Source organism: Mesobacillus sp. S13, assembly GCF_020422885.1.
Taxonomy (GTDB): Bacteria; Bacillota; Bacilli; order Bacillales; family Cytobacillaceae; genus Mesobacillus; species Mesobacillus selenatarsenatis_A.
Window position 1 is genome coordinate 2,718,044 of record NZ_CP084622.1, and the last position, 26,094, is coordinate 2,744,137.

Annotated in this window: 29 protein-coding genes; 5 read left to right on the top strand and 24 right to left on the bottom strand. The window is 39.6% G+C overall.

Annotated features, from left to right (window positions below; all coding sequences use genetic code 11):
* Positions 1–2 precede the first annotated feature (2 nt).
* The 5 genes from LGO15_RS13845 to LGO15_RS24190 all read right to left on the bottom strand — a co-directional run bounded on the left by LGO15_RS13845 (position 3) and on the right by LGO15_RS24190 (position 2,890).
* Positions 3–1,232, bottom strand: coding sequence for a glutathionylspermidine synthase family protein (locus tag LGO15_RS13845; protein WP_226085074.1), 1,230 nt, complete (start codon positions 1,230–1,232; stop codon positions 3–5).
* Between the two features lie 10 nt (positions 1,233–1,242).
* Positions 1,243–1,707 carry an RNA helicase gene (locus tag LGO15_RS13850; RefSeq protein ID WP_226085075.1) on the bottom strand — a complete coding sequence of 155 codons (465 nt, stop codon included), beginning with the start codon at positions 1,705–1,707 and terminating at the stop codon, positions 1,243–1,245.
* Positions 1,708–1,721: 14 nt separating this feature from the next.
* Positions 1,722–2,123, bottom strand: coding sequence for a DUF350 domain-containing protein (locus LGO15_RS13855; RefSeq protein ID WP_167832594.1), 402 nt, complete (start codon positions 2,121–2,123; stop codon positions 1,722–1,724).
* Positions 2,124–2,135: 12 nt separating this feature from the next.
* A complete protein-coding gene (locus LGO15_RS13860) occupies positions 2,136–2,579 on the bottom strand; it encodes an aminotransferase yhxA (protein ID WP_209437964.1) in 444 nt (147 codons plus the stop codon).
* Between the two features lie 185 nt (positions 2,580–2,764).
* Positions 2,765–2,890: a hypothetical protein gene (locus LGO15_RS24190; protein WP_264163701.1), complete on the bottom strand. Its 126-nt coding sequence runs from the start codon at positions 2,888–2,890 to the stop codon at positions 2,765–2,767.
* A gap of 88 nt (positions 2,891–2,978) precedes the next feature.
* Between LGO15_RS24190 and LGO15_RS13865 the strand changes: the two genes are divergently transcribed.
* The gene (locus LGO15_RS13865) at positions 2,979–3,953 is read left to right on the top strand and encodes a LacI family DNA-binding transcriptional regulator (protein ID WP_226085076.1); all 975 of its coding nucleotides are present in this window, start codon (positions 2,979–2,981) and stop codon (positions 3,951–3,953) included.
* Positions 3,954–3,996: 43 nt separating this feature from the next.
* Here the strand turns inward: LGO15_RS13865 and LGO15_RS13870 are convergent, their stop codons facing one another.
* The 8 genes from LGO15_RS13870 to LGO15_RS13905 form a co-directional block, all read right to left on the bottom strand.
* Positions 3,997–4,557, bottom strand: coding sequence for an MEDS domain-containing protein (locus LGO15_RS13870; protein WP_226085077.1), 561 nt, complete (start codon positions 4,555–4,557; stop codon positions 3,997–3,999).
* A 190-nt stretch (positions 4,558–4,747) separates the two neighbouring features.
* Positions 4,748–5,746, bottom strand: coding sequence for an NAD(P)H-dependent flavin oxidoreductase (locus LGO15_RS13875; RefSeq protein ID WP_167832591.1), 999 nt, complete (start codon positions 5,744–5,746; stop codon positions 4,748–4,750).
* A 115-nt stretch (positions 5,747–5,861) separates the two neighbouring features.
* Complete coding sequence (locus LGO15_RS13880) at positions 5,862–6,047, bottom strand: hypothetical protein (protein ID WP_167832590.1); 186 nt, start codon at positions 6,045–6,047, stop codon at positions 5,862–5,864.
* Positions 6,048–6,185: 138 nt separating this feature from the next.
* Positions 6,186–6,761, bottom strand: a complete 576-nt coding sequence (locus LGO15_RS13885; protein ID WP_226085078.1) for a glycerol-3-phosphate acyltransferase — start codon at positions 6,759–6,761, stop codon at positions 6,186–6,188.
* Positions 6,762–6,929: 168 nt separating this feature from the next.
* Entirely contained in the window at positions 6,930–8,180 is a 1,251-nt protein-coding gene (locus tag LGO15_RS13890) for an MFS transporter (protein ID WP_226085079.1), read from the bottom strand.
* Positions 8,181–8,659: 479 nt separating this feature from the next.
* A complete protein-coding gene (locus tag LGO15_RS13895; protein ID WP_226085080.1) occupies positions 8,660–8,893 on the bottom strand; it encodes a group-specific protein in 234 nt (77 codons plus the stop codon).
* A 134-nt stretch (positions 8,894–9,027) separates the two neighbouring features.
* Entirely contained in the window at positions 9,028–9,759 is a 732-nt protein-coding gene (locus tag LGO15_RS13900) for a ZIP family metal transporter (RefSeq protein ID WP_226085081.1), read from the bottom strand.
* 79 nt (positions 9,760–9,838) lie between these two features.
* Positions 9,839–10,222, bottom strand: a complete 384-nt coding sequence (locus tag LGO15_RS13905) for a VOC family protein (protein WP_226085082.1) — start codon at positions 10,220–10,222, stop codon at positions 9,839–9,841.
* Positions 10,223–10,562: 340 nt separating this feature from the next.
* On the opposite strand from LGO15_RS13905, the gene corA reads away from it, so the two are divergent.
* Positions 10,563–11,513 (top strand): magnesium/cobalt transporter CorA, encoded by a 951-nt coding sequence (gene corA, locus LGO15_RS13910; protein WP_167832584.1) that lies wholly within the window; start codon positions 10,563–10,565, stop codon positions 11,511–11,513.
* Between the two features lie 43 nt (positions 11,514–11,556).
* Here the strand turns inward: corA and LGO15_RS13915 are convergent, their stop codons facing one another.
* From LGO15_RS13915 to LGO15_RS13925, 3 genes are all read right to left on the bottom strand, one after another.
* Positions 11,557–11,745 (bottom strand): hypothetical protein, encoded by a 189-nt coding sequence (locus tag LGO15_RS13915; protein WP_226085083.1) that lies wholly within the window; start codon positions 11,743–11,745, stop codon positions 11,557–11,559.
* Complete coding sequence (gene spoIIP, locus LGO15_RS13920; protein ID WP_167832582.1) at positions 11,738–12,709, bottom strand: stage II sporulation protein P; 972 nt, start codon at positions 12,707–12,709, stop codon at positions 11,738–11,740. Before spoIIP ends, LGO15_RS13915 begins: the two co-directional genes overlap by 8 nt.
* Before the next feature lie 275 nt (positions 12,710–12,984).
* The gene (locus LGO15_RS13925; RefSeq protein WP_226085084.1) at positions 12,985–13,923 is read right to left on the bottom strand and encodes a magnesium transporter CorA family protein; all 939 of its coding nucleotides are present in this window, start codon (positions 13,921–13,923) and stop codon (positions 12,985–12,987) included.
* A 308-nt stretch (positions 13,924–14,231) separates the two neighbouring features.
* Between LGO15_RS13925 and LGO15_RS13930 the strand changes: the two genes are divergently transcribed.
* Positions 14,232–14,627 carry a hypothetical protein gene (locus tag LGO15_RS13930; protein WP_226085085.1) on the top strand — a complete coding sequence of 132 codons (396 nt, stop codon included), beginning with the start codon at positions 14,232–14,234 and terminating at the stop codon, positions 14,625–14,627.
* A gap of 76 nt (positions 14,628–14,703) precedes the next feature.
* Here the strand turns inward: LGO15_RS13930 and LGO15_RS13935 are convergent, their stop codons facing one another.
* On the bottom strand, positions 14,704–15,426 hold the full coding sequence (locus tag LGO15_RS13935; protein WP_226085086.1) for a DUF421 domain-containing protein: 723 nt from the start codon (positions 15,424–15,426) through the stop codon (positions 14,704–14,706).
* Between the two features lie 257 nt (positions 15,427–15,683).
* Here LGO15_RS13935 and LGO15_RS13940 point away from each other — a divergent pair, with 257 nt between their 5' ends.
* Positions 15,684–17,801, top strand: coding sequence for a transglycosylase domain-containing protein (locus LGO15_RS13940; protein WP_226085087.1), 2,118 nt, complete (start codon positions 15,684–15,686; stop codon positions 17,799–17,801).
* Between the two features lie 1,102 nt (positions 17,802–18,903).
* Here the strand turns inward: LGO15_RS13940 and LGO15_RS13945 are convergent.
* From LGO15_RS13945 to LGO15_RS13955, 3 genes are all read right to left on the bottom strand, one after another.
* On the bottom strand, positions 18,904–19,464 hold the full coding sequence (locus tag LGO15_RS13945; RefSeq protein ID WP_167832577.1) for a GNAT family N-acetyltransferase: 561 nt from the start codon (positions 19,462–19,464) through the stop codon (positions 18,904–18,906).
* A 68-nt stretch (positions 19,465–19,532) separates the two neighbouring features.
* Positions 19,533–20,477 carry an ABC transporter permease gene (locus tag LGO15_RS13950; protein WP_226085088.1) on the bottom strand — a complete coding sequence of 315 codons (945 nt, stop codon included), beginning with the start codon at positions 20,475–20,477 and terminating at the stop codon, positions 19,533–19,535.
* Complete coding sequence (locus LGO15_RS13955; protein WP_226085089.1) at positions 20,474–21,415, bottom strand: ABC transporter ATP-binding protein; 942 nt, start codon at positions 21,413–21,415, stop codon at positions 20,474–20,476. Before LGO15_RS13955 ends, LGO15_RS13950 begins: the two co-directional genes overlap by 4 nt.
* A 212-nt stretch (positions 21,416–21,627) precedes the next feature.
* Here LGO15_RS13955 and LGO15_RS13960 point away from each other — a divergent pair, with 212 nt between their 5' ends.
* On the top strand, positions 21,628–21,783 hold the full coding sequence (locus tag LGO15_RS13960) for a YpzG family protein (RefSeq protein ID WP_102263026.1): 156 nt from the start codon (positions 21,628–21,630) through the stop codon (positions 21,781–21,783).
* A gap of 66 nt (positions 21,784–21,849) precedes the next feature.
* Here LGO15_RS13960 and LGO15_RS13965 read toward each other — a convergent pair whose 3' ends face one another.
* The 4 genes from LGO15_RS13965 to LGO15_RS13980 form a co-directional block, all read right to left on the bottom strand.
* On the bottom strand, positions 21,850–22,677 hold the full coding sequence (locus LGO15_RS13965; protein WP_167832574.1) for an undecaprenyl-diphosphate phosphatase: 828 nt from the start codon (positions 22,675–22,677) through the stop codon (positions 21,850–21,852).
* 139 nt (positions 22,678–22,816) lie between these two features.
* On the bottom strand, positions 22,817–23,308 hold the full coding sequence (locus tag LGO15_RS13970) for a GtrA family protein (RefSeq protein WP_226085090.1): 492 nt from the start codon (positions 23,306–23,308) through the stop codon (positions 22,817–22,819).
* Positions 23,265–24,299: a glycosyltransferase family 2 protein gene (locus LGO15_RS13975; protein WP_226085091.1), complete on the bottom strand. Its 1,035-nt coding sequence runs from the start codon at positions 24,297–24,299 to the stop codon at positions 23,265–23,267. The genes LGO15_RS13970 and LGO15_RS13975 overlap by 44 nt, the downstream gene beginning before the upstream one ends.
* Before the next feature lie 17 nt (positions 24,300–24,316).
* Positions 24,317–25,987 (bottom strand): DUF6044 family protein, encoded by a 1,671-nt coding sequence (locus tag LGO15_RS13980; protein WP_226085092.1) that lies wholly within the window; start codon positions 25,985–25,987, stop codon positions 24,317–24,319.
* Positions 25,988–26,094 lie beyond the last annotated feature (107 nt).

Here is a 26,094-nt window from a genome sequence, read left to right on the forward strand (position 1 = left end):
TGTTAAGCCAATCCAACTGGTAAAAAGCAAGACAGGTTGTTTGTGATCTTCCCACCGACACGGTAGCCAAGCGCTGAAGCTTTACCATTCACCAGAAAACTCCCCGTAAGAATGTGGCCACTTTGTTTCCCTTTTTCTGAATGATATGAAACAGTCGGCAGTTCAATATATTGCTGGAATATAGATGGCACATCCATGTAGGTTTTATGTTTTTCTTCCATTAACAACTTACCAGTGGAGCTGAATATTTGGACTGTATCTCCTTCTCTTCCGAAAATCGGCTTTTTAACATATGATACTTGTTTTTCATGAAAGGGCTCTGCTTCCAGGTAGGTTGGCAGGAAATAGTCCTCGATCCATTTATGCTCTTCGTTTGTAAAAAAAGCGGCATTATTTTCATGTAAACCCCAAATCACGGCCTGGACAGCTTTATTCTGCAATAAAAAAGCAGCAGGTGGGTTGATAATCGCCAATTTCTTTGTCTTTACAAGCTCAAGAAGCCACAGTCCGATTTTATTTCCTGTTTCGTCTTCATCCATTATCAACCCTTCAATCGGAAACGTTTGCCGGTAAAGGATATCAATCCTGCGCCCCATTTGATCGTATAGTCCGTTCCCTGGTACGATCCTTAGTTTATCCAGAGCAATGAACCTCGAAGGTAAACCATAAAGCTCCTGCAAATATAGAACCGTATTTCTATCTTCAATATTGTCTTCATGCGCAGTGAACACGATATATGGCTCTATCTCATTGAGCCATTTGGCTGAAGCAGTAACGGCAGTCCTAACGGCTCTCGCCAATTGCTCTTCGAATCCTTCATTTGGATTTCCGTAACCAAATTGATTAGCCACAGCCCCATTTACACTGAATAATTCCTTAATGAATGTAGGAGTATCAGAATTAATCTCGATGCACTTATATGTATTTTCAGTTTTAATTAGATCAAGCCTTGCAATGACACTTTCCATATTCATTGTCTTTAGTCGTATAAAGTCAAGCGTTTCACCCGGATACCCCAGTTCTCTTAAGGTATCCAGGTCTACATTCCTCAGGAGATCAGTCACTTTAAAAAATATCTTTCCGATCCGCTCCGTGGATATCCTAATGGCCTCTGCTTCCTTATGATTGATGGTTGAAATATCGTATAAAGCGTATTCCTCTCCATATAGATCAGGCCAAAAATTCTTGATTCCACTATAAAAATGTTCTCTTTTTGTTCTGTAGGATTTCATGGAATGCCTCCTATTCCATGTCGTTTTCACCAATGGCTTTTACATAAAGGACGTAAACTCCCCTGTCTTCATCCACTTCGGTTGAGGTGACAGCCATTTGACCTCCGCCAGGGACATCGATGATATCTTTCAATAGGTAGCGAATTACATCTAAATGAGTCCGGCAAGGAACTGCCGTAATCAATTTATAATTTTCACTCTCCCTGTACCGACGGAATTCCACATGAATGCCTTTTCCCCGATAGTTCTTTTCATCCAGGACGGAATTGTTCTTGCCTCGTTCTTCAAGCACCAGTATTTCTTCATCACCAGCCATCTCATTGGATACTAGTTCGTACTGAGTCCCTTTAATAATAAAATAAGTGCATAGCTGTCGGGCATAAAATTCGTCTAACCCGACGTTTGGGATAGAATATTCATAAAATGGTTCATAATTGCCTTTACTATCATGAATGAAGTAAGTCAGTTTTTTCATAGAAGCTTTTCCTCCTAATAAGAAAGGCTCTTTGCAACGATCCAGCCTACAGCTAGGGAAAGTGAGAAGAGAATGACACCGACAGATCGGTTGTCTTCCTCGATTGCTTTTTGCAGGCTATATTTGATCGTAACTACCTCAGCAACAAAGAAAACGATGATTTGCGTAAAAATCCCAATAGATCCCCAAATAGCCATATCAAGCAGGGAAATCGAATATTCTGCAGCTGCGCCAAGCACGATTGCAAGACCCAACATTTTTCCGCCAAGCGAAAGAGCGGCAGTAATATTTCTTTTGCCAATCAGTTCAAATTCCTTGATTTTCGGGGTAGCCAGCACGAATAAACCGACACCTGCGGTTAGCAATACCAATCCAAGCCCTAGGTAAGCGGCAAAGCTTACATATAAATTTGTCATTGTTTCTCTCCCTTAACCGCCAGTAGTGCTTCTTGATCCGCTGCCGAATCCTGAACTGCCCTTTGGCGAAGTATTTTTATAATTGCTGTCCAATCTTGCCCCTTTGAATGCCGGGCTCTGTTTGTATTTCATATAGTCATTGCTCTTATAGAGTAAAGATCGGTTTGCAAAGAACATTCCTGCGAAAAAGTAATGTCCAAAATACGGAGAATTATTATCATCACATTCCCAAACCCCATCTTCATTGTCCCATTCCCAGTCAGAACAATCGGTGCCTTCTGGTACTGGAGGAATTTCTTCAGTCTGCTCGGAGCTCCAATCTTCCCCTTCACTGCCAGAAGGATCCTGATCCCAATCCCGGTCAGGAATGGCCTGTGGGTTGTTATTGCATCCTACCAATCCCATCACCAAAGCTGTCGCTGAAATACTAGCCATCACCTTTTTTGTTTTGCTCATTCGTATCACCTCTTTCTTATTGACGTAAATATCTACGGAAATCCACGGGAAAAAGTTTCAAAATCTTTCCTAATATATGACCTGCCTTTTATTGTAACACTTTCCGTCGGTCAAAATGTTTTAATCTTTAATTAGTTTGCTCTACAATGATCTTCTCTCAGGAACATACATGAAGAAGCATTGACTTAGTATTCCCCATAAAAAAACTCCTCGTAACTAAATTCCTTTATTTCCGCGTTACCTAATGCAATTTTTGCTAAAATAATTTCAAACAAGCATAAGCCTGCCAACATCAAGAATCCTGTTACCATAATGAACACTCCTTTGTGATATGTTTGAATTCACAATAATTTATGGAACGCGTTTCAGGTCAAGAATAAATATTTGCGAGGTTTTTACATGGCTAATATCCGAGAAATTGCCCGACAGGCGGGAGTCTCTGTGTCAACTGTCTCCAGAGTATTGAATAATCATCCATATGTAAGTCCAGATAAACGGGAAGCTGTTTTAAAAACTATAAAGGAACTGGATTACAGTCCAAATATTAATGCTGTCCATTTATCCCGGGGCAAGACAAATATGGTTGGTGTTGTATTGCCTACAATCAATCACCCTTATTTCTCTGAACTCCTGGAAGGTATTGCTGAAGAGGCGATAAAGCATAATACCCAGCTGGTTCTTTTCCAGACAGGATATCGAGAAGAAAAGGAATTCGAAGCGTTAGAACAACTGCGTGGCCATCTCATTGATGGAATTATTTTTGCATCACGTGCCATTCCCTTTAACTTACTCTTGAAGTATAAAAATGACGGTCCTATTGTGTTATGCGAAGATTGTGATCAAGATGAGTTTCCATCTATTTCAATCAAACACGATGAAGCTTTCAACATGGGGTTGGAATACTTAATATCTAAGGGGCATGACCGAATCGCCATATGTTTGGGAAGGCTTGAAGGAACAAACAGCCAGAAGCGGCAGAAGACATATCTTAAAAAGATGGACATGAATGGCCACGATGTAGACGATGAGTGGATTATTGGAGATTGTTTAGTTATTCAGGATGGTAAAAAGGTGATGAACCGATATTTAAATATGAAAGAAAAGCCTACAGCCTTTCTGGTGGGCAATGACCAAGTTGCAGCAGGATTGATTACCGAAGCAATAAAAAACGGGATAGCGGTACCCGGAAATATCGCTGTATTAAGCTTTGATAACCATCCCATCTCTGAAATGATGGCGATAACAACAATTGACATCCCCACTAACCAATTAGGTTCAGATGCTTTTAAAGCATATATCAAGCGTTCAGAAAACAATGAATACGCACAAAAAGTTTCTCTGCCATTTCAATTGATAAATAGAAAATCTGTTTAAAGGTATAAAAAACCTGCCGATGGTCATCGGCAGGTACTTTCATTTAACTATTTCGATCAATCTGTTGAATGGTATCGTCAGTCATGTAATAATCGTGCGAATCCATCAGGATGTCTTTCAAAGACTCAGGAACCCTATTGGCATCATAGCCACAAATGGTAATTAATGTTGTTGACTGAAGTATTTGGTTAGCCTCTTTTTCGTAATTCCCAATATTCTGGAAAATGTCTTCTTGGTCTCTCCACTCAACATGTGCCCATGTCTGTACAGGAATGTTGTTTTCCAAAAAGGGCGCGAGCATATTATCTAAATAACTAAGAATCGTTTTCTTATTAAAGTTGCCGCGATAGCAGTAAAAATCATAATTATTGATTGTGTGAATCATTTTCTGCTGTTCCTCAGTTAGTTCACTCTTGATTCTCTTTTGGACCAAAGGCAAAATACGGTCATTTTCGATAATCATGACGTGATTGCCGAGACCGATTGCCGCAGTAAGATAGACTATAAGATTATCAACATATTTACCTTCATCATTGAATGAATAAAAAATATGGGCTCCCGTATCTTTCACACTGGAAATCAGGTCCTGGATTTTTTTTTGCATTGTATCAGTCTCCTCAGGGAATTCAAGGGAAACAAACAATGAATTCACATATTCAAATTTACCCTATATACTAACATACTTCTCCCCATTAATCGACTAAACAAAATTATGACCGAATCGAGAAAACACTATCTATTTTCTCCTAAAAAAACTCACCGATAATTGGAATCTTCAATCGGTGAGTTTAGGTTTATTCCATAATTAAAGGCTTGATTTTGCTTGATTTTGAATTCAAATTTCTTAACGCTTCACTATATTCTGATTCTAATTGGCTAATGATTTCCGATGTGGTTTGAATTTTCTCTATGGCCCCAACTCCCTGCCCTGCAGACCAAATATCTTTCCATGCTTTTGCATTTGTCTCCCTTTGCATGGAATCAAAATTCACATTATCTTTTTTCTGAAGGGTTTCTGGATCCAGTCCTGCCCTGACAATGCTTGGCTTCAGCATATTCGCTTTCACGCCAGAAAATGCATCGGTAAGAATAAGGTCTTCCTGAGTAGCATCCACCACCATTTGTCTGTATTCATCGTTGGCCATGCTTTCTTTTGCGACAATGAATCTTGTGCCCATATAAGCTAGATCTGCTCCTGCTGCCTGGGCAGCAAGCACAGCTTTTCCAGTTGTGATTGATCCTGCCAGCACGATGATTCCATCCCAGAAAGTCCGTACAGAATCAACAAAAGCAAAGCTATTCAATTCCCCTGCATGGCCGCCTGCTCCATTAGCGACTAAAATCAGGCCATCTACTCCTGTCTCTGCTGCCTTCTTAGCGAATTTCACATCACTGACATCTGAGAATACAAGGCCGCCATATTCATGTACAATGTCTACCACTTTCTTTGGACTGCCCAGTGATGTGATAACAAGCTGAGGTTTATGCTTTTTTAATAACTCAAGCTCTTCTTCAAGCCTGCTGTACGTACTATGTACTACCATATTCATCGCCCAAGGTGCTACTTTGCGTTCTGGATCTTGTTTCTTTGCTTCTGCTAATTCATCATTCAACCTGCCCATCCATTCATCAAGAACTTCTATTGGTCGGGCATTAGGAGCCGGAAATGATCCAATCACTCCGTTTTTACAGCAAGAACTAACCAAATCTGGACCTGAAACAAGGAACATTGGTGCAGCAATAGCAGGAACGGATAACTGCTCCCACCAGCTTTCCGGAATTTTTTTACTCATACTATCATCCCTTCTTCATTTCTAAATTTTCTGAATATAATTATATCATAGTTTAACAGAGTGGATATTTCAATCAGGATGGGAATTTTATTATGCTAAAAAAGAATCCCTCACATCAATGTGAAGGATCTTTACGATATTTCTCCATAATTTTTTTAAAGCTTTCAAGTGTACGGCTGAAAAATCTTTCTTTTCTATCTTGTGGTTCCTTTAAATAACTGCGCCAAATAAACTGACTAACTTCTTCAATCAGCAGCAAAATAATGATCGGCAGCAGCAAGAGCCAAACCCAGTTCCACATATTTCAGGCTCCTTTCGAACGGATACATTATCCTATTCATTTCATTACCTCGAAATGTGCGAATGATAAACATTAACTGCTCTTTATTTTGGTCCCATATAGTAGGAATAGGTGATTATCTGCTATTTACCAGTTGCTTTATTTTTTTGCTCTCTTATCTAATCTCTCGAATATATCCTCACGGTGGATGTAGATGATCGCTAGCACGAGGAAGCAGGCAATGAAAATGACCTTGAGCTGGATGCCAAGAAAATAGAAGCAAATTGGAAGCAAAATAAAGGAACCCAGTCCAGCAAATGTGAAACTTTTTAGAAACGGATAAAGAAGGATAAACCCAATAATGAGGATCAGAGCTGACATGGGTTCAAAGGCGATCATTCCGCCAAGAAATGTAGAGATCCCCATGCCTCCTTTGAATTTTAAGGTAATCGGCTTAACATGGCTGAGAATGGCAAATCCTAATCCTACTAAGAGTAATTCGGGTGCCAAATTAAAATATTCACCAATAAAGACGACAAGCACCCCTTTTAATGCATCACCAAGAAAAGTAAAAATGAATGATACTTTTCCATGTACCCGGCCTGCATTCCTCGCCCCGACATTGCCGCTTCCCTCAACTCTTATATCTTTTTTCCCGAGTATCTTCACAACGAAATAACCGGCCATCAAGCTGCCAAGAAGATATGAAATGAGAAAATAGCTAAAAATAGTCATGGCTACACAACCTGTCCTTACAATATTAATAGAGTTTATTCGGTGTTAGTCCGATAAATTCCTTTATAAATCCCTTATAAAAAATCCAGCCTTAAAAGACCGGATTTTTATACTCTTTTTTCCTATTTGATTGACCGGGGTATTAAGCACATACTCACTGTAAAATTCCTATGCTTTTTGGACCGCCATTTTGTTACTGTTGAAGTATCGCTTTTTCATATAAATATAGAATAGTAAAAATACCGCGCCAGAGACCAACCTTAAAACAGCTGCAAAATTCATAGCTGTATTGATGGAACTTAACTGAAGCAGGTATACTCCAACTTGCGGCGCGATAAAGCCTATAATCGCTAAAAGAATATTGTATTGGGCTATGAAGCTTCCGCGATTCTGCTCCCTCGTTACTTCGAGAAGCTGATTGAATAACAAAAGCACAGTACCCGAAACAAAGAGGCCAGAAGTAAAATTCACGAAGGTCAGATAATACATATTGGTTGAGAGTATCGTAAGGAATGGTGCTGATGCCATCCCTACAGCTGTTATCGCCAGCATCTTCGCATTGCTGTGCTTGTCAGCCATCCTTCCCCACCACTTGAAGCTGATGATTTGACCTACCTGATTTGCCACTGTAATGATACTGATCCAGAAGCCCGTCATATGCGCAACTTTAATATTATAAATATTGAATAATGGCCAGGCTAACTGCCAGGCGAAGTTGAAAAACAACCCACAGATCAAAAAATAAATGAACGGTTTATGTTGGTATGCATCCCAGCCAAAACTAACCCGTTTCTTGTCAGTTACATGATCTTTCTTCGGTTCTACATGTCTATTTAAATAAAAGATTTCCATCATTCCAAAAAGAAATGCGAGAATGAAGAGTATTTGATATGGCAGGGGATTGGCTTTATCAAACCATTGCAGTCCTATTCCAATTAGCAATGTCGTAACCATGCCGGCAATAGTCAGAATCCTGTTTCTCTCGCTGAAGAATCCACTTCTGCGGCTATCTGATATAAGGTCCCCGATAAATGACTGCCAGCTAAGCATTGCGAATGATCCGGGAAGATTCATAAAACCAATGAGCAATACAAACGTCCATGCCCTGTACTCTTCCGGAAGATATATGACGAAGAACATTGCCAGTAAAAATATACGCGTGAAAAAAATAGAGAGACCAGTGAACATCTTTTTTTCCTGCAGCCTGCTCATGATCACTGTACCAAGAATCATAGCTAACATGCCGACTATTTGAGGCAGAGAACTGATTAATCCAATTTGATAATTCGTAGCACCAAGGACACCAATGGCAAACAAGGCAAAATAGTTATTGCTCATACTCATAACAATCGTAGAGGCAACACCATTTATGATGCTATTCTTTTCATTCCTCATTGTTATTTGTGAAGGACTATCCATGCATTCCCTCTTCTTTCAAATGATTCATTTATTATTTTGGATACCGAAATATCCACCTAATTTTACTCCTTCTGGTTTTTGCTGGCAATAAGTTTTTTATTGGAGTATTAAAACAAAAATCTTCTGTCAATTCCACTTATTTGAAAGGTTATTTTCCTGAGGCAATGACTCATATATTTCTAAAAAAGCATTTCTTGGTGATTTTTCATAAAGTAAAGGAATTCATAAGCGGAGAATTTCCGGCTACCGTCTATAAAGGAAGCTTATTTAGCAGATATAAGCGGATATATTCCGGTTAACTCCTATAAATAAGCCAAAATCCAGTGACTTTTATTAAATAAACGGAAAAACGACCCTTATTTTCAAGAAAATAAGAGCCGTTTCAATTTTTACCGGAATTATTCCGTTTATTTTTCAACTTGTGAAATCAACATCAGTTAAAAAAAGCAAATAGGAGCAACTTGCTCCGTTTCTCTTCATTACACATTCATTAAAACCAATTTCATTCTGTAGTTACGTTCGCTTCTTTCTTCTTCTGTTGCCAAGTCATACTTTTTCAGCAAATGGAATACTTCATTTAGAATGTCCTGAGTATGGTCTTTTTCAAAAAACTGATTGAACATTGGGTGAAATTCTTCCGGCAGAAATTCTTTTTGCGACTCGTATTTCTTCTGGACGTCTTCTCTACTGTGGTCGATCTTACATTCTCCCATAATGATCCCTCCTAATATGTATACCATTAGAATACCAGACTCTCTTTGTCTTTACCCAATACTTTTGTTATTATCCTTTTTAATGCTAAGTTCTCATCCCCAAGAAAGTGCATGAACCTATGCCTCTTCAACCTTTACCCAAAATGCAATGTGAGATAGAGCATGGAAATCAAGCCCAAGATAAATGAATATGTAGGGAATTTAACATGATGGTCCTCCTGGCTTTCTGGAATCAATTCTTTATAGATAACGAATAACATTGCCCCTGCCGCAAAACTCAAACCAAAGGGCACAAGGCCATCCACTTCAGAGGCAAGGAAGTATCCAATTGCTGCGGTTACTATTTCCACAGCTCCAGTCAACGTAGCGATCAAAAGTGCCTTCATTCTGGACATTTTAAGATGAATTAAATAAAGCCCAACAAGGAATCCCTCCGGTGCATTTTGCAAGCCAATTGCAAAAGCAATGATTGCACCAAGATTCTCTTCCCCTGTTCCATAACTTACACCGACTGAAAGTCCTTCAGGCAAATTATGAAGTGTGATTGCTGTGATGATGACTAATGTCTTCCGATCAACACCTGGTAAAAATTTTAAGTTACTAGTATTCAATTTCTCTGTCTTGGAATTGATAAAATTCAAAATGAATGTTCCAAATAGCATACCCAGGGATAAGACCCAAATATTTGATGCTTTCATAGCTTCTGGTATCAAACTGAAGGTCGTCGCTGCCATCATGATCCCAGAAGCGTAGCCGAGAAGCAACGACTTTAACCTTGATGAGACATTATTTAGAAATAATACTGGAATCGCTCCAAGCCCTGTTGCCATCGCAGAAATGACAATCCCCAAAAAAGCTTCTGCCATAATTTTCCCTTTGCCTCCTAATTATAAAAGTAAAATACTTTTCCCTTTATAAGAGGAATCAACACATGGAAATAATCATTCACGGTGCTGCCAATTCAATTTTCATACGGTCAGGACCTTCAAAGAATACCGCATAGTAGTCTGGGCCACCTGCAAATGGGTGTCGATCTTGATAAAGGATGGTCAGGTTTCTTTCTTTTAGTTTTTCCGTCATTTTGTCCACCTGTTCACGAGATTCTGCATAAAATGCAAGATGATTCAATCCAACCTGGGACCGGTGATACCCTGCTTTTAAGAACTTCTCATGAGTTTGTACAAAAACTAAATAAGTGTTCTCGAACTTCCAGCTTATACCGCTATCCCATTTTTGATAGACTTCATAGTTCAATTCACTTAAAAACCAATCCAAAAACTCAATCGCTTTATTTAAATCGCTTACATTGATTTCAATATGATGCAGCACTCTATCACAGCCTCCTAATCAAATCTGCTTTGTATAATGAACCTTAAAAAAGCGGCACAAGAATAATGTCTTTTAAAAAAGGGATGGGGACCATGTTCTGTCCTCGGTCTCCACTTTAAAAGACCTTAATAGCTATTCCTATTATAGCAATTCTTCTTTTCTTCCATCATCTTTCATGCGGTGACTCCAATCTGCCTTAAGTAAGTTGCTTCTGCTTTGATTCCGAACATGTATTGCTAATATAATAGAAAGGGGTTTCAGCATCATTAATGATTGCATACTCTGACTATTTATTAATCATTAACAAGCTGGCCTAGATTAAAATTTTCCGGGAGATTTTATGATACGTACAATTTCTGTTAGTCCTTCAGGTCATATTCAAACTGGTCAAAACCTAGATACATTGCTATCAAACCCCGATCATTGGTATTGGATTGATTTTAATGACCCTACTGATGAAGAGATTCAATTATTGGACAAACCGTTACAATTCCACCCATTATCCATTGAAGATTGTATTCACACCCTTCAAAGACCAAAGCTCGACTATTATGATGATTTCCATTTCTTTGTTTTTCAGGCATTGAATGGAGAGTCCATGCAAAAGGAAGAGGTTGATTTATTCCTTGGACGTAACTATATTGTGACCTACCATAGTGCCAATACCCATGAAGTTGATGAAGTCTGGAAGAGATTAGAACTCTCAAAGGTGACAAATGAGTGGAATCCTTCAATCGTTCTTTACCATATTTTAGATAAGATTGTTGATAATTATTTCCCACATGTCTACCGTATCGAAGATTTATTGAATGAAATAGATGAGAATTCAGCCGATCGCTCAATGGAGGATCTGCTTGAAGATTTATTCGATACAAGACATGAGTTGCTCTCATTGAGGCATACCATCACCCCAATGAGAGATTTAGTGTACAGGATGATTAATTCCCATCGCCTATCCGGAGTCCTTGAACAAAAAGAATATTTTGCGGATATTCATGACCATTTATTGAGGTTGGCTGAGAAGGTAGAAGCCAGTCGTGAATTGACAACTGACATCCGCGACGCCTACTTATCAATGAATTCCCATGAAACCAATCGAGTGATGAAAGTATTGACGGTGATAACAACCATTTTCATGCCTCTGACATTCATCGCTGGAGTTTATGGGATGAATTTTGAGAATATGCCCGAACTCTCCTGGCAATATGGTTACTTCGGAGCTTTATTTGCCATGCTTGTCATCGGGGTGATTATGTTCTTCTGGTTCAGGAAAAAAGGCTGGTTTAAGTAAAGAAGCGCATCTAAGGAAGAAAAAAACATTGAAGCTGCATGCCTCAATGTTTTTTTTCATTTTGCTTTTCTTCTTCCTGCAAGATTAAGAAGTCCTCGACAAGGCATTTACTGCTTATCATCATCCCTGAGAAAAAAAATGCAACGGTGACCGTGAGAGGAAAATAAAAATACGCGAACAGCGATGTGGCAATCGTCCATACCAGCCAGTAGTATTTTTCATAATCAGCCATTAACCTCTTCCGCCTTCCAGTAGAGTTGACTGATTGCATCTGCTAACGCTTCTATTGTATTCTTTAATTCCTTCATATTATTATCAACACCGCCAACCTCAACTACTAACGTGTTTGCATGCAAATCTTGATTGTATATTCCATCCACTCCGATTCCCTTTTTAGGCAAGACACCTTTGCTAATGCCCGGATAATTTTTATTGAGGATTTTATGAAGTTCGTTTGCAAACTTCAGGTTCTTTTGAAAGCTTTTATTTTCCTCGCCTATTACAAAAACTAATCTTGCATAAGGTTCATTGTTGATCGTAGTTGTAGTCGAATCTTTTCTCACAGAGTCTCGATGCAGATCTAAGAAGTATTCCAATTTCTTGTTGTCAGCCATCGCCTCTTGAACCAATGAACGTGAAACCTCATAAGACTTATATGTCAGCCAGCCTTTCCTGTCCAGCTCCTGGCCAATATTGGTCTTATCCACGCTAGCCCCAATACCTCTCTTCTCCAATTCCTTCCCTAGTAAATCACCCACAATGGTAATATTCGTCTTGCCATCAACAGCTTCATTTTCATTCTCTGCACCCTCAAGTCCAAGTAATGGCAGATAGGATTCCCAACTGTGCGTGTGATAAATGAATACCGATTTTTCTTCAGGAGAAGAACCGGAATAAATCTTCCCGCTGTTCAACTCCTTTAATTCATCCGCCGCCATATTCCTTTCCTGCAGCAGAACCTCCATTGGAGGGGCAGACTCCATCGGGATATCCGTAAAATCAACACCTTCATCCGCAATAAGAAAATTAGAATCAAATACACGAAAACCAGGAATTTCAGTCCTGACCAAGCTCCTTAGATCATTCATTTCAATATTTGTGAGCAATTTGAATCCTGTGGAAAATATAGGTAACTCAGTATTTGAACCTGTCAAGGCATGTCCGATCAATGGGTTTTCATAACTTATGATCCTCAAGAAAACCTCTGCTCCAATATCTCCATTCACCTTAAATTTAAAGATGCTGATATTAGAAGACGAAATGAGGCCGGCCACTAGAAAAAAACTAAAAGTGCAAACTAATATAATGAAAACGGACAACACTTTCCTATAAAAACTGACCAATATTCCAGCCATTCCATCACCCTTTTACCTGTGATATCCATATAAAGCACCATCACTGTTAATTCATAAATATGTATTAAAGGCGATTTTAGACTAAAAAACGCCCGGACAGATGTCCAGACGGTTAGTTAGAAATATTTCTTTTTCCAGAAAATGAATGCTGTTAATCCCGCCAATAAAACAGCCATACTGATAGCCAGGATAAATGCATAGGCGTTATGCTGGAATGGAAGATCAACGTTCATACCGTAAAAACTTGCTACCATGGTCGGAAAAGATAGAATGATGGTAATGGAAGTAAGAAATTTCATCACCATATTGAGGTTATTTGAAATGATTGAGGCAAATGCATCCATCATGCCGCTTAAAATGGAACTGTATGTCTCAGCCATTTCAATAGCCTGTGTATTTTCAATGATGACATCCTCCAATAAATCCTTATCCTCTTCATACATCTTCAAATAATTAAAGCGCATGATTTTGGCAAGCACGACTTTATTGGATTTAAGTGACGTCGTAAAATAAACCAAGCTTTTCTCTAATGCGAGGAATGCATACAATTCCTTGTTTTTCATTGACTGATGGAGCTCACGCTCAATCTCATTCGTCTTTTTATTGATTTGTTTCAGGTACCGCAAATAATAGATTGAAATCACATATAGGATTTGCAGGGCAAACCTTGTTTTCTTAAAAGTATAAAATTCCTTGACTCTGTTTGACTTGAATTCATTCAATACAGGTGTCTCTTTCAGAGAAACAGTTATGATACAATTTGGCGTTTGGATGATTCCGACAGGAATAGTTTCATAGATTGGGAAGCCGGACTCATCATGCGTGATGTAGGGATAGTCGACAATTATATAGACCATTCCATCTTCCTTTTCTATTCTTGGACGTTCTTCATCATCAAGGGCATCCTTAATAAAATCAACTGCGACCCCAGTTTCATTTGCTACTCTGAGGATTTCGTCCTCAGAAGGATGAACCATATTAACCCAGCAGCCTTTTGATATTTCTTCCACACATAGTAAATGTCTTTGTTCACTGCTTTTATAGATTTCCAGCATTTGATCAACCTCCTCTTCTTTTATCGAGGAAGCCAACTACCTTTACTCAGAGTTGATAGTCTTGCAGCATTCAATTGTATCAAATCTAATAGATCATCGACTTCCCCGCACCTATCGGGATCAGGTTCCTTTGAATAACCCAAAGATACCAACTCCTTTCTGTTTTCACCTATTACATCTTACTCCTGACTGGCTAAAACCACAATGAGAACTTTAAATAATTCTGTTGACTAATTACCCATTGGGGTATATAGTTATACTTGTAATAGAAATTACCCTTCTAGGTATAAACAAGGAGGACATTTTGTATGTCAAAAATGATCATAAATTCCATCATTGCTATTGCGATGATTTTATCTCTAGTCGTTGTTGGCGGTCCACAGCAAAAAGCTCAAGCTACTACTACATCCGCTGATGTTCTGGTAACAGTTGGCCAAATGGGTGCGGATTCTTATTCTCAAACATTAAATGGAGTTCTTTATACAGTTGACCAGATTGGCTTCATGGCTGACAGAATTCTTTGGACACAAGAACAAATCGGTTTTATGGCTGACAGGATCGTATACGTAACAGAGTTTTCCCAAGACAACACTGTTAAAGTAATCTACATGGCAACAGCTTTATGGCCAACCGGCACGAAGGATGGCGGCTACACTTATAAGGTATCGCTTATGCCGGTTGCTATGCTCCCAGCTGGATGGTAAATAGCAAAGTAAAAAGGCGAACATAGGGTTCGCCTTTTTGTTTATCTTAAAAAACTCCTAAACAATGACTGTACATTCAATGATATATTGGTGGAATATTTAAATCAGTTTGTTTCTTTAACGTGATTTGCAGTGACTTACTTTCCGTAATGGAAGCGAAAAAGATATCCTTCAAATTATGAATTGATTCTTGTGCCAATCTATCCATCAGCCACTCCTCATCCAAGTTAAGCTGGAATAAAACTTTCTTATACAACTTCCCGTCGAGAATAAGAGGCATTGCCAGATCTTCATTGCTCCTGGTTAGCTGCATATCTTCAAGGGTAACAGTTTCTTTCCCTGGCTTTTTTTTGACCGTTAAATTTCCGTTTGCTTCAAGTATCCCTAAATTTACATCCTGAACATTAAATATATCCTTTTCTCGTAACATCAACAGGATATTATCGATTGAGTATTGTGTTTTTCGTAAGTTCTCCACTATGAATTGCCCTTGATGAATGACTGTAACTGGTTCAAACGTAAGTAAACTTCCAACTTTCCTGCTCTTTATTTTCAAAAAGGCTACCACCTTTTGAAGTAAAGCGATTAAAATGATCGCAACTGCAGTATGTATATGTGGAATTTTGGGGTCGGCAATGTCTGCTCCTACTACAGCACCAAACGCTAATAAGATTAAAAAATCAAATACTGGCAACTCCCCAATTGAACGCCTGCCCATAAACAGCGCCGCAAACAGCATCAGCGGTAGAATTGTGACTACCCTTCCTAAGAGAATGAGCATTTCTTCTAATAGCTTCATCTTTCGCCTCCAATTGAAAGAATACATTAGTTAGTTTTGATGTATGATGACCATTTATACCTAGATCGTCATATTTCCTAACTTGTATCCCATTCCTTTTCAATCACACCGTTTTTATTAAACTACTTCAGGTCCTTTAGTCTGTTTAAATGGCTTCAACTTTCCTGAAATACAGCAAATCATATATAATGGAATTTAAATTAGGTAAAAAACCTATATAAGTCACCAAAAGCTTCATTCATAAAAGGAGAAATGATATGCATTTACTGCAACGATTTTGGGAGGCTATTGTCCGATTCTGGAAACGTCGCCACCTGACTCAAATCTTGTTATTAATCTTATTGGTTTTCATATTGTTATCGATTCTATGGTTTGCTTTTATAGCCAGCAGGGCAAATGTTCAGACCCTGAAGGATGGTTTGAGCCAGGCAACCACGATTTATGACCGCAATGGTGATGAAGCAAGCAAACTTGCTACGAACCGGACCGGTGGAGTTTCGATAAAGGATATGCCAGAGCATGTCCCTAATGCCGTAATTGCAATTGAGGATGAACGATTTTATGAACATAATGGATTCGATATTAAAGGCATCGCCCGCGCTTTCTTCGGAAACCTTTTAGCAGGAGGCATAACCGGCGGTGGCAGTACCCTTACCCAGCAGTTGACAAAAAACGCTTTGTTATCATCAGAGCGGACATATAAACGTAAAGTGGAAGAGTTATTTTTGGCAGTAGAGCTTGAAAAAGAGTATGAAAAGGATGAAATTATAGAAATGTACCTGAACCAGGTGTATTTCGGGAGTGGTGCATTTGGCATCAACAATGCCAGCAAGAAATATTTCGCAAAGAATATTCAGGATGTCACTATAAGTGAGGCTGCATTGCTTGCCGGACTGCTTAAAGCCCCTTCTGCCCTGGATCCTTATAACAATTATGATGCTGCGATTAAACGCAGGAATGTTGTTCTAGCAAAAATGAACGAGTTAGGGATGATATCCGATTCTGAATTTAAAAAAGCAAAGGACGAAAAGATTGTATTAGAGGACGGCGGCGGATCTCTCGCAGACCGAAAATACCCTTCTTATGTCGATGCTGTTTTAGATGAAGCAACAAGTAAATATGGACTTACCCAGGATGAAATCATGACCAGAGGCTATCGCATCTATACTGAACTTGATCAGGATATACAAGCGGGCCTGGAAAATGTATTTAAACAGGACCGCCTATTCCCTGATCGATCAAGAGACGTGTTGGTGCAAAGTGGCTCTGTGTTGCTTAATCCGGATAATGGTGGTGTCCGTGCGTTGGTTGGAGGCCGGGGTGAAAAAGTCTTCCGGGGATTTAACCGTGCTACACACCTAAGGGCTCAGCCAGGTTCGACAATGAAACCTCTGGCCGTTTATACACCTGCGCTTGAAGAAGGTTATGAATATGATTCCATGCTTGTCGACGAGAAGATGTCTTTTAAAAATTACAGCCCAAAAAACTTCTCAGACACTTACCAAGGAGAAGTTCCTATGTATGAAGCCGTGGAAAAGTCCATTAACATACCTGCTGTATGGCTTTTAAATGAGATCGGCTTGAATAAAGGTATTGATGCTGTAAAAAGATTCGGCATCAAAGTTGAAAAAGAGGACCAGAACCTTGCACTCGCCCTGGGAGGTATGCATAATGGGGTTTCTCCGCTGCAGATGGCTGAAGCATACTCTGTCTTCCCTAATGGAGGAAAGAAGCACGATGCCCATTTGATCACAAAAATTGTCGGGCCAACAGGCAAGATGATTGCAGAGCATGATGGATCGACAACCCGTGTTACCTCAAAATCAGTGGCCAATGAAATGACGTCCATGCTATTGAATGTTGTAGAAACCGGGACTGGTAAAGGGACCAATATAGAGGGTGTTGAAATTGCCGGTAAGACAGGTTCTACGCAGCTGCCTTATTCAGATATCAATGGAACAAAAGACCAATGGTTTGTTGGTTATACACCGAACATCGTCGGAGCAGTATGGCTGGGATATGATAAAACGGACCGCGACCATTATTTATCCAGCAGCAGCTCAAGAGATGTAGTCCCCCTGTTCAGGGCGATCATGGAAGAAACAGTTCCCCATATTGAGCAGGAGGATTTCAAGGTACAATCAATCAACGAACGGAAGTCTGGTGCAGTAGTTGATTATGAAGAAACAGAAAAAGCAATCAGGGAGAAAGCAAATGAATTGGAGCAAGAATTAAAAGAGCGTGCTGGCAAAGTTGAAGAAAAACTGAAAGAGGAAGCGCCAAAGTGGAAAAGAGTATTTGATCAGATGCAGGAAGATGCCGGAAAGGTCGGCGACAAAGTGATGGACAAGCTTAGAGAGTGGCAGGGTCAATAAAGGAAGAACGAGCAGTCGGAATTGGCTGCTCGTTTTTTAATGTATTTTATGTAATCAAATCATATCTTGCAAGCCTGATTAGCCTTCAGAGCTATTCGCTACAATTTTGTCCGAAATCGGCACTACTTTGGATAAAGATATGAGCACTCACCTTTATTTTGTCCGAACTCGGCTATGCTTCGGACAAGGTTTCGGGCATTCTCCTCTGTTTTGTCCGAACTCTGCTTTACTTCGGACAAAACCTCGGGCATTCAACTCGGTTTTGTCTGAACTCGGCTCTACTTCGGACAAAATCTCGGGCATTCTGCTCTGTTTTGTCCGAACTCGGCTATGCTTCGGACAAAGTTACGGGCGTTCTCCTCTGTTTTGTCCGAACTCGGCTCTACTTCGGACAAAATCTCGGGCATTCACTTCTGTTTTGTCTGAACCTAGCTTTACTTCGGACAAAATTACGGGCATTCTCCTCTGTTTTGTCTGAACTCGGCTCTACTTCGGACAAAATCTTGGGCATTCAACTCGGTTTTGTCTGAACCTGGCTTTACTTCGGACAAAGTTACAGGCATTCTCCTCTGTTTTGTCTGAACCTGGCTCTACTTCGGACAAAATCTCGGGCATTCAACTCGGTTTTGTCTGAACTCGGCTTTATTTCGGACAAAATTACGGGCATTCAACTCGGTTTTGTCTGAACCTGGCTTTACTTCAGACAAAATCTCGGGCATCCAACTCGGTTTTTCTGAACCTGGCTTTACTTCGGACAAAGTTACGGGCATCCAACTCGGTTTTGTCTGAACCTGGCTTTACTTCGGACAAAGTTACGGGCATTCAACTCGGTTTTGTCTGAACTCGGCTCTACTTCGGACAAGATTACAGGCATTCAACTCGGTTTTGTCCGAACTCGGCTCTACTTCGGACAAAATCTTGGGCATTCAACTCAGGTTTGTTCGAACCCGGCTTTGCCTCAGACAAAATCAGGAACCTTCATCTCGGTTTTGACGAAACCTAGTATCTCTTCAGACAAGATTCCGAATTTCGCCTCGGTTTTGTTCGAACGTCTACCATTTCTGACAAAGTTCCAATCGTAAAAACGTTTACCTTAACCCAATTAGTTAAACACCTTCGAATAAATACAGGTATCTCTTAATTCACCGTCGACGGAAAGTGAATCATTCTTTAATATTCCATCGAGAGCAAACCCTAGCCTTTCGGGTATCGCTTTGCTTTTGGTATTCAATGAATCACATCTGATTTCGATTCTGCGTGCTTTAAGCTCCCGGACGGCAAAATCAGTGATACCCTGGACAGCCTCTGTCATATACCCTTTTCCACTAAAACGGGTGTCAATCCAATAACCGATTTCGAATTTAGGGACGTCCCAGTTTATTCTATGCAAACCGGATGACGCGACAAACTCCCCAGTATCCTTCTTGAATACAAGGAGACGCATGTCTGACCGGTTCAAAAAGTTAATGTAGCCCTGCCTGATCACGATTTCTGTTTCTTCAACACTTTGTTCTTTTTGAGCAAATGGCATCCATGGCTTAAGCTCCTCTAAAGATGCGTTGATTGATTCGCAGGTTACAGCTCCGTCCCCAGGCATCGGCATCCTGATTAAAAGACGTTCTGTTTCAAATTCGGATGGAAAATCCAACAAAACAGGATTCACCTTCACCTCTCCCCTTTCATCTTCCATATAAAAAGAGCGGCACATGACCGCTCTTTAAATTATTCTGCTTAAATACTGATATCCCTCTTTTGGAAAAAGAAAAAGGTGAGCATCATAAAGATAGCGTAATATACCGCAAGAATGGATAGCGAAACCGGCAATGTTATATTTTCAAGGATTCGATCCTGAAGTGCATAGACAGTCAAATCCAGATGGGGGAAAATCAAAAATTTTGCCCATGTGTATTTATCCGCAAGCATCAGGATGATTCCTCCGATTGTAGAGGAAAAGAACAGAACGAAAATCCCGATACCAACCGCAAGAGCCTGGCTTTTAAATAAGGTAGACAGCATAAATGCGATTGTCATGATGATCAGCAAGCTCGGAATGAAGTAAAGCATTTTTAACATGAATTGTGTACCGACAATTGCTACCTTTCTTCCTTCCAGGGTAATTTCAAATATCTTCATATTGAAATCGCCACTGCCAAATAAGATCAATCCAATTAAATATCCTGAAACAATCAATGTCAGGACCAATAATAATGCATAAATGATGACGGCTATATACTTTGACAATAAAATTCGCCATCTTTGATGCGGCCGAATCAATAGCTGTTTGATTGTTCCATCAGAGAATTCTGAAGCGACATTGGCACTGCCGACAACCACCACGAACAAGGTGACAAGAGAACTGACACCGACGACTACATCATTCATGAAATGCCAGTTTGTTTTTTCATTTGGGTTAATGTCTTGATCAAGATACTGCTGGGTCTGTTCAATTTGGTTTTGGATCATTTTCTTTTCATCATCAGAGGCAGATGCCATCTGATTTTCAAGCATCGCAATCTCATTCTGGGTATCCTGTCTCCAGTTCGGATTTGGGTCTGCGCTGAACTTCATATAAATGATTCCAGCAATTAAAACAGCCAACACGATTATAACCATATAGATCCAGCTGGCCATTTTGCCGAATATCTTCATCAGTTCATTTTGAATTAAAGGAATCATACCGTCTGCTCCTTTTTATCTTTATTGGTTATTTCCAGGAATCTGTCTTCGAGTGTTGCTTTTACATTTAATATTTCATAAACATCGATATCATTTTGAACAAACAGTTTGTTGATTGTTGGAATTTGTTCTTTGCGGGCTGCTAAGGTTATGCGATTGTCTTTACTTGCCGTTACTTTTACATCAATCATCTGTTCTGCCAAAAGCTTGGAAGCAAGCGCAGGATTCGATAGTTCAACTTCTATCGTTTTGACATCAATGGTTTCTGATGTTTCATGCTCATACATAGAAGAAATATGTATTAATTTCCCTTTTTCAATGATGGCAAATCGATCGCACATTAGCTGCATTTCAGACAATAAATGAGAAGAAACTAATACAGAGGTCCCCTGGCCGGCGAGCAAGCGCAAATAATCCCTGAACTCGCGAATACCTTGTGGGTCTAATCCATTTGTAGGTTCATCCAGAATGAGAATTGACGGCTTATGTAGAATCGCTTGTGCCACTCCCAGGCGCTGTCGCATTCCCAATGAATACGTGCGTACCTTATCATGAATGGCATTTTCAAGCCCTACCAGCTTTGTCACTTCATTTATCCGTTCTTCCGTAATTTCACTTAATGCCATGCGAGCATAATGCCTGAGATTCTTATATCCACTAAGGTATTTGTAGAATTCAGGATTTTCAACGATGGCTCCTAATTCATTCATTGCTGCTGTAAAGGAATCATCCAGATCATGTCCATTTACGAGCACAGTTCCTCCACTACGATTAATCAGGCTAACAATCATTCGAATAATGGTTGTTTTGCCGGCACCATTTGGACCGAGCAGACCGAAAATTTCTCCCCGTTCCACTTGAAAACTCACGTCATCAACGATTGTTTTTTTACCAATCGTCTTGGTCAGTTCTTTTACCTCGAGGGCAAATTGCGACATAGAATCTCCTCTTTCCCCAAAAAATTATATAAAATTGCTTCACAAAGATTAATACGATGAAAATTGTAAAAAGTTACAAAAAAAGCAAAAAAAGATTATTTTTAAAAAGCATTTATTTTTATTCTGTATATTGGTCCTTCATATTACAAACGATATTAATGATATTCGTACGAATATCGGGAGTTTCAAAAATCCATTCATGAGGTGATTGTATGAGTTACAAAGATCATTTGGATCCCCACTCACAACTTTTTCACCACAGCAGGTCAAGGCGCAAGCATACAAACTCGCAGATCAATGGGGAAACCCAGGTGGCACAAAATGTCCTTATTGCGAGGAGTAATGCAAAAGCGCACCGCATGTTTTGATTTTTTGAAACCAAAAAAGGAAAAGGCGCATTGGCGTCTTTTCCTTTTTAATATGGTGTAAGAGCTTTATAGAAAAATAAAATAAATCAAACCAGCCAAAACAATCCGATAAATCGCAAATGGCATTAACTTTATCCTATTAATCAGCTTCAAAAAGAAGCGAATGAATATCAATGCAAATACGAACGCGCTGATAAATCCTACAGTAAAAAACGGCAAAGCATCCATTGTGAAATACTCCCAGTTTTTCAAAAGGGAAATGCCGCTGGCACCAAGCATGATCGGAACCGCCATGATGAAAGTAAAATCGGAAGCTGCGCGGTGGCTCATCCCAAGAAGAACACCACCGGCGATTGTAGAACCAGACCTGGAGAATCCTGGCCATAAACCGAGACACTGGAACAAACCTACTCCGAAGGCTTGTTTATAACTGATTTGATCAACATCCTCGGTCTTAAGTGTCTTTGGCTGTAAGCGGTCTGCAATTATTAACAAGAACGCCCCAACTACTAATCCGATAATGACAGTTTCAACCGAAAATAGATGTTCATCAATATAGTCCTCAAATAAAACGCCCGTCAGCCCAGCAGGGATCAACCCTACAATCACCTTAGGCAAACTCAGCCTCCCTTTTGATTCACCTATCGAAACACCCTTTTCCAATCCTAATAGATTAATGAATCGATCTTTGAACACAATGACCACTGCCAAGATCGACCCTAATTGAATAACTACTTTAAACGTATTGGCAACTGGTTCTGTAAATAGTTGTTTAGAGTGCAATAGCAGGTCATCGACAATAATCATATGACCGGTTGACGATACAGGCGCAAATTCAGTTAATCCTTCTACTAGACCGAGTATAAATGCCACAAATAGTTCCCAAATGTTCATGAAGTGGTCTTGCTCCTTTAAGGGGTAAATTTTTAGGTGCTGTACTTTGCGATGTTTTGAAGTCCTAAAAAACAAACAGCAAATGCACTTATTCATTTTTATCTATAATTGGACATTTAGTCAATAAAAAAAAGCAGCATCAAGAGCTGCTTTGAGAGTAATCATTAAAAACAAAAGATTTTTGGCCAATATAGTTAGCGAGAGTGTAGATGATAGCCCCTAACAGTATCGCGAAATTGTCTGAATCGATATAAAATTGACCAATTGTGAAGGAGTCCATAGAAACGGTTATCAGCCTGCTGATTGAATAAGAAAATATATAACACGCTAGAACAACTGCAGAAAATCTCGGTATTCCAACCTGGATAGGAACCTTACTATTAAATGTAAAAGTTCTGTTCATTAAATAGCTGACTATCGCGCCAACCGTATTTCCAGTGAATGTGGCATACCAAAATGGCCATTCCAGCCCATTTTTCAAAATAAGCATCAAACCCATTCCAACCAGGGTATTCAATAACCCGACCAGCAGAAATTTTATTAATTCCAGGAAGCTTACATTCCCGAGTATCCTCTGCGCCAGCTGGTTAGTTATTCTCAGATAGCTTCCGAGTTTCACTGATTGGCTCATAATCTGCTCCTTCCATGTTGATCAATTTTCTCGACAAAGGCAGATTAAAGAGATCGACATCAATAATATATTTTGGACGCCGCTTCGTTTCTTTGTAAATTTTCCCTATATACTCTCCAACCAACCCAAGGGCAATCAGTTGCAGGCCCCCAATAAGCCATATAGATGTTATTAAGGAAGTCCATCCAAGCTGAGTGTTCCCAAAAAACTTCAATGTGAGAAAATAAAGGCCGAATACAAGGCTTATGAGAAAAGAAAGACATCCTATAAGCATCACAAATCTGATCGGTGTCACTGAAAATGAAGTGATGCCATCAAAGGCGAATGCCAGCATTTTCTTCAGTGGGTACTTTGTTTCCCCTGCGAGGCGTTCTCTCCTTTCGTAACATACTGAAGTAGAGTTAAAACCGATTAAAGGGACAATTCCACGCAGAAACATATTGCTTTCAGCAAATTGTTCCAATTCTTCTACAGCCCTCTTGCTCATCAAACGAAAATCTGCATGGTTGAAGACTAGTTTGACTCCCAGCTTGTCCATCAGCTTATAAAATCCTTCTGCAGTCAACCGTTTGAAGAATGTATCACTCTCCCTGCTGCTTCTCACACCGTATACAACTTCGTAACCCTCATTGTATTTTTTAACCATTTCGTTAATAGCATGAATGTCATCTTGGAGGTCAGCGTCAATGGTTACCATGCAATCGGACGCTTCCTTTGCAGAAAAGAGTCCGGCGAGCAAAGCGTTTTGATGTCCGACATTCCTTGAGAGCTTAAGGCCTTTTACTATTTCATTATTTAAGCTGGCTTTATAAATCAAGTGCCAGGTCCTATCTTTGCTTCCATCATCAACAAATAGTACTTTACTTTTATCTGATACTAGATTTTGCTCAATCAGTTCACTGAGCTTGGCAGTCAACTGATCGATTGTCACTTCCAGTACTGCTTCTTCATTATAACAAGGTACGATAATTGTGAAGATCGGCGTATTCATTATTAGCCTCCTTGGTGTCATAAAGCTTCATAGAGGTAAATTTTCCAGGCACTTTCCTTTGAGTCAAAGACTTTATCAAGCTTCAGGTCATTTTCTGATGCGTTATCAATTGGAATTGAAGAAAAGATAAATTCTCCGCCCAGCTCTTTAAACTGCTTTATGTTCACGTCTATATTTTCAATTCTTCTCTTTGATGTTTTTTTAAACATATAATGCTTTCCCAATTCATCGGTAAAAAGATAACATCGTCCGCCCCACTCATCAAAGTAGATACGGATTTTCTTATTCTTTTTGAGTTCATTTTCAATAACCTTCCTGAACTGCTCTTTATAACTCAGGGGATAAAAATTATTGTAGGTATCCAGTGTGTAAAATCCATTATATTGAGCGATTGCTGGATGCAAGCCTATACTGGCTACACGATAGTGATGTTGAGGTTTCCCTATGTGATTTTTGATCGCTTCAAATTGTTCTACTGCGTAAAATTCCCTGACACTGGGCTTTTTGCGGTGTATGATCTCTTCGTTTGAGAACAAAAGAATGATAATTTGGGCAGCTATTAACCAGGGCACTATTTTCTGCAATTTTATTTCATTCCATAGAATCTTGAGGCCGATGGCAAACAGAATATACAAGAGTAATGGACGCAAAAAGTGAAACCTGGCAAAATTAAATGTATCCAGGAAGTGGAATTTCTCAGTTAATGGAAGCCATCCTTTATAAAACCAAAATGCATACCAGGCAGATAAGACAAAGTTAAGAACAAAAAAGACCACAAAAATGCGTTCTTTCTTCCACTTTTTATGCTTCCAAATAAGAAGCATCGCTGCTACAATGACTGGCAGTATTACAAGAGTATGTACCGTCATAACATGTGTGTGTCCGAGGAAGAAGTTTTTGAAGGTAAGCCTGACAGAGTGCCAGAACGATAGTCGTGCGTGAAAGTATTCATCTCTGCTATTCGGTTCCCCATCAAATAAGAAGGAGTATACCAGTCTGTAATCAGTGACTAAATACATAGCTGTCATATATGCTATCGCTAAAAAGAACCTCCAATTCCATCCTTTTCTGCGGATGAGATCATAAAGCCAAATTATTCCCATTGCACTGAGGAAAAAGAAAAAACCCAAAACGATACTTGAATAAAATGGCAGGAGTGTAAGCGTAAGAAAATACGGCCAGGAAACCCTGCCCTTTCTGATATGCAAAAAAGCCCAGAGTGCGAGAGGCATACCCAAGGTACTAAGCATCCCAGACGGCCAAAATGGAGTAAGGGAAAATGCAAGAGCTGTCCCGACACGAATAATGCTTTTTTCTTCCGCTTTAATAAAGTGGTCCTTCAAAACTAAATACATACCAAGGAAAGCTATGAACCTGGTGATTCCCTGACTTACTCCATAAGCACCCATTGTCGGGAATAATACATACAGCCATACAATTAGGCTAAGCTCGGTTCCAAGCGCATTCCTCGGCAGCCCATTGATGATTTGAGGAATCCGGGAATCCAAAGAACCGGTAAGCTGGCCACTCTCAGCAAGCACCTTGTACCAAGCCAAATTTGAGTCAAGATTGTCATGGACCCTAATATGGGCATCGTCTCCTAAAATAAAATAAGGGGATAGGTAGAGTGAAATCACAATGAGTGAAAATATAATGAGTTTCCGCTCTTTACCCAATAAGTAAGACAAATCACATTACACCTCAAATTTCATATTTGCTTCGATTATTATTAAGGTTTGCACATTTTTTGAAACTATTCCCTCAATTGTCCAGTGAACAACAATTGCACCTTCAC

Excerpts from the sequence above, each read along its gene's own strand:
- LGO15_RS13845 (WP_226085074.1), bottom strand. The coding sequence starts at position 1,232 with ATGAAATCCTACAGAACAAAAAGAGAACATTTTTATAGTGGAATCAAG.
- LGO15_RS13850 (WP_226085075.1), bottom strand. The coding sequence starts at position 1,707 with ATGAAAAAACTGACTTACTTCATTCATGATAGTAAAGGCAATTATGAA.
- LGO15_RS13855 (WP_167832594.1), bottom strand. The coding sequence starts at position 2,123 with ATGACAAATTTATATGTAAGCTTTGCCGCTTACCTAGGGCTTGGATTG.
- LGO15_RS13860 (WP_209437964.1), bottom strand. The coding sequence starts at position 2,579 with ATGAGCAAAACAAAAAAGGTGATGGCTAGTATTTCAGCGACAGCTTTG.
- LGO15_RS24190 (WP_264163701.1), bottom strand. The coding sequence starts at position 2,890 with ATGGTAACAGGATTCTTGATGTTGGCAGGCTTATGCTTGTTTGAAATT.
- LGO15_RS13865 (WP_226085076.1), top strand. The coding sequence starts at position 2,979 with ATGGCTAATATCCGAGAAATTGCCCGACAGGCGGGAGTCTCTGTGTCA.
- LGO15_RS13870 (WP_226085077.1), bottom strand. The coding sequence starts at position 4,557 with ATGCAAAAAAAAATCCAGGACCTGATTTCCAGTGTGAAAGATACGGGA.
- LGO15_RS13875 (WP_167832591.1), bottom strand. The coding sequence starts at position 5,746 with ATGAGTAAAAAAATTCCGGAAAGCTGGTGGGAGCAGTTATCCGTTCCT.
- LGO15_RS13880 (WP_167832590.1), bottom strand. The coding sequence starts at position 6,047 with ATGTGGAACTGGGTTTGGCTCTTGCTGCTGCCGATCATTATTTTGCTG.
- LGO15_RS13885 (WP_226085078.1), bottom strand. The coding sequence starts at position 6,761 with ATGACTATTTTTAGCTATTTTCTCATTTCATATCTTCTTGGCAGCTTG.
- LGO15_RS13890 (WP_226085079.1), bottom strand. The coding sequence starts at position 8,180 with ATGGATAGTCCTTCACAAATAACAATGAGGAATGAAAAGAATAGCATC.
- LGO15_RS13895 (WP_226085080.1), bottom strand. The coding sequence starts at position 8,893 with ATGGGAGAATGTAAGATCGACCACAGTAGAGAAGACGTCCAGAAGAAA.
- LGO15_RS13900 (WP_226085081.1), bottom strand. The coding sequence starts at position 9,759 with ATGGCAGAAGCTTTTTTGGGGATTGTCATTTCTGCGATGGCAACAGGG.
- corA (WP_167832584.1), top strand. The coding sequence starts at position 10,563 with ATGATACGTACAATTTCTGTTAGTCCTTCAGGTCATATTCAAACTGGT.
- LGO15_RS13915 (WP_226085083.1), bottom strand. The coding sequence starts at position 11,745 with ATGGCTGATTATGAAAAATACTACTGGCTGGTATGGACGATTGCCACA.
- LGO15_RS13925 (WP_226085084.1), bottom strand. The coding sequence starts at position 13,923 with ATGCTGGAAATCTATAAAAGCAGTGAACAAAGACATTTACTATGTGTG.
- LGO15_RS13930 (WP_226085085.1), top strand. The coding sequence starts at position 14,232 with ATGTCAAAAATGATCATAAATTCCATCATTGCTATTGCGATGATTTTA.
- LGO15_RS13935 (WP_226085086.1), bottom strand. The coding sequence starts at position 15,426 with ATGAAGCTATTAGAAGAAATGCTCATTCTCTTAGGAAGGGTAGTCACA.
- LGO15_RS13940 (WP_226085087.1), top strand. The coding sequence starts at position 15,684 with ATGCATTTACTGCAACGATTTTGGGAGGCTATTGTCCGATTCTGGAAA.
- LGO15_RS13950 (WP_226085088.1), bottom strand. The coding sequence starts at position 20,477 with ATGATTCCTTTAATTCAAAATGAACTGATGAAGATATTCGGCAAAATG.
- LGO15_RS13955 (WP_226085089.1), bottom strand. The coding sequence starts at position 21,415 with ATGTCGCAATTTGCCCTCGAGGTAAAAGAACTGACCAAGACGATTGGT.
- LGO15_RS13960 (WP_102263026.1), top strand. The coding sequence starts at position 21,628 with ATGAGTTACAAAGATCATTTGGATCCCCACTCACAACTTTTTCACCAC.
- LGO15_RS13965 (WP_167832574.1), bottom strand. The coding sequence starts at position 22,677 with ATGAACATTTGGGAACTATTTGTGGCATTTATACTCGGTCTAGTAGAA.
- LGO15_RS13970 (WP_226085090.1), bottom strand. The coding sequence starts at position 23,308 with ATGAGCCAATCAGTGAAACTCGGAAGCTATCTGAGAATAACTAACCAG.
- LGO15_RS13975 (WP_226085091.1), bottom strand. The coding sequence starts at position 24,299 with ATGAATACGCCGATCTTCACAATTATCGTACCTTGTTATAATGAAGAA.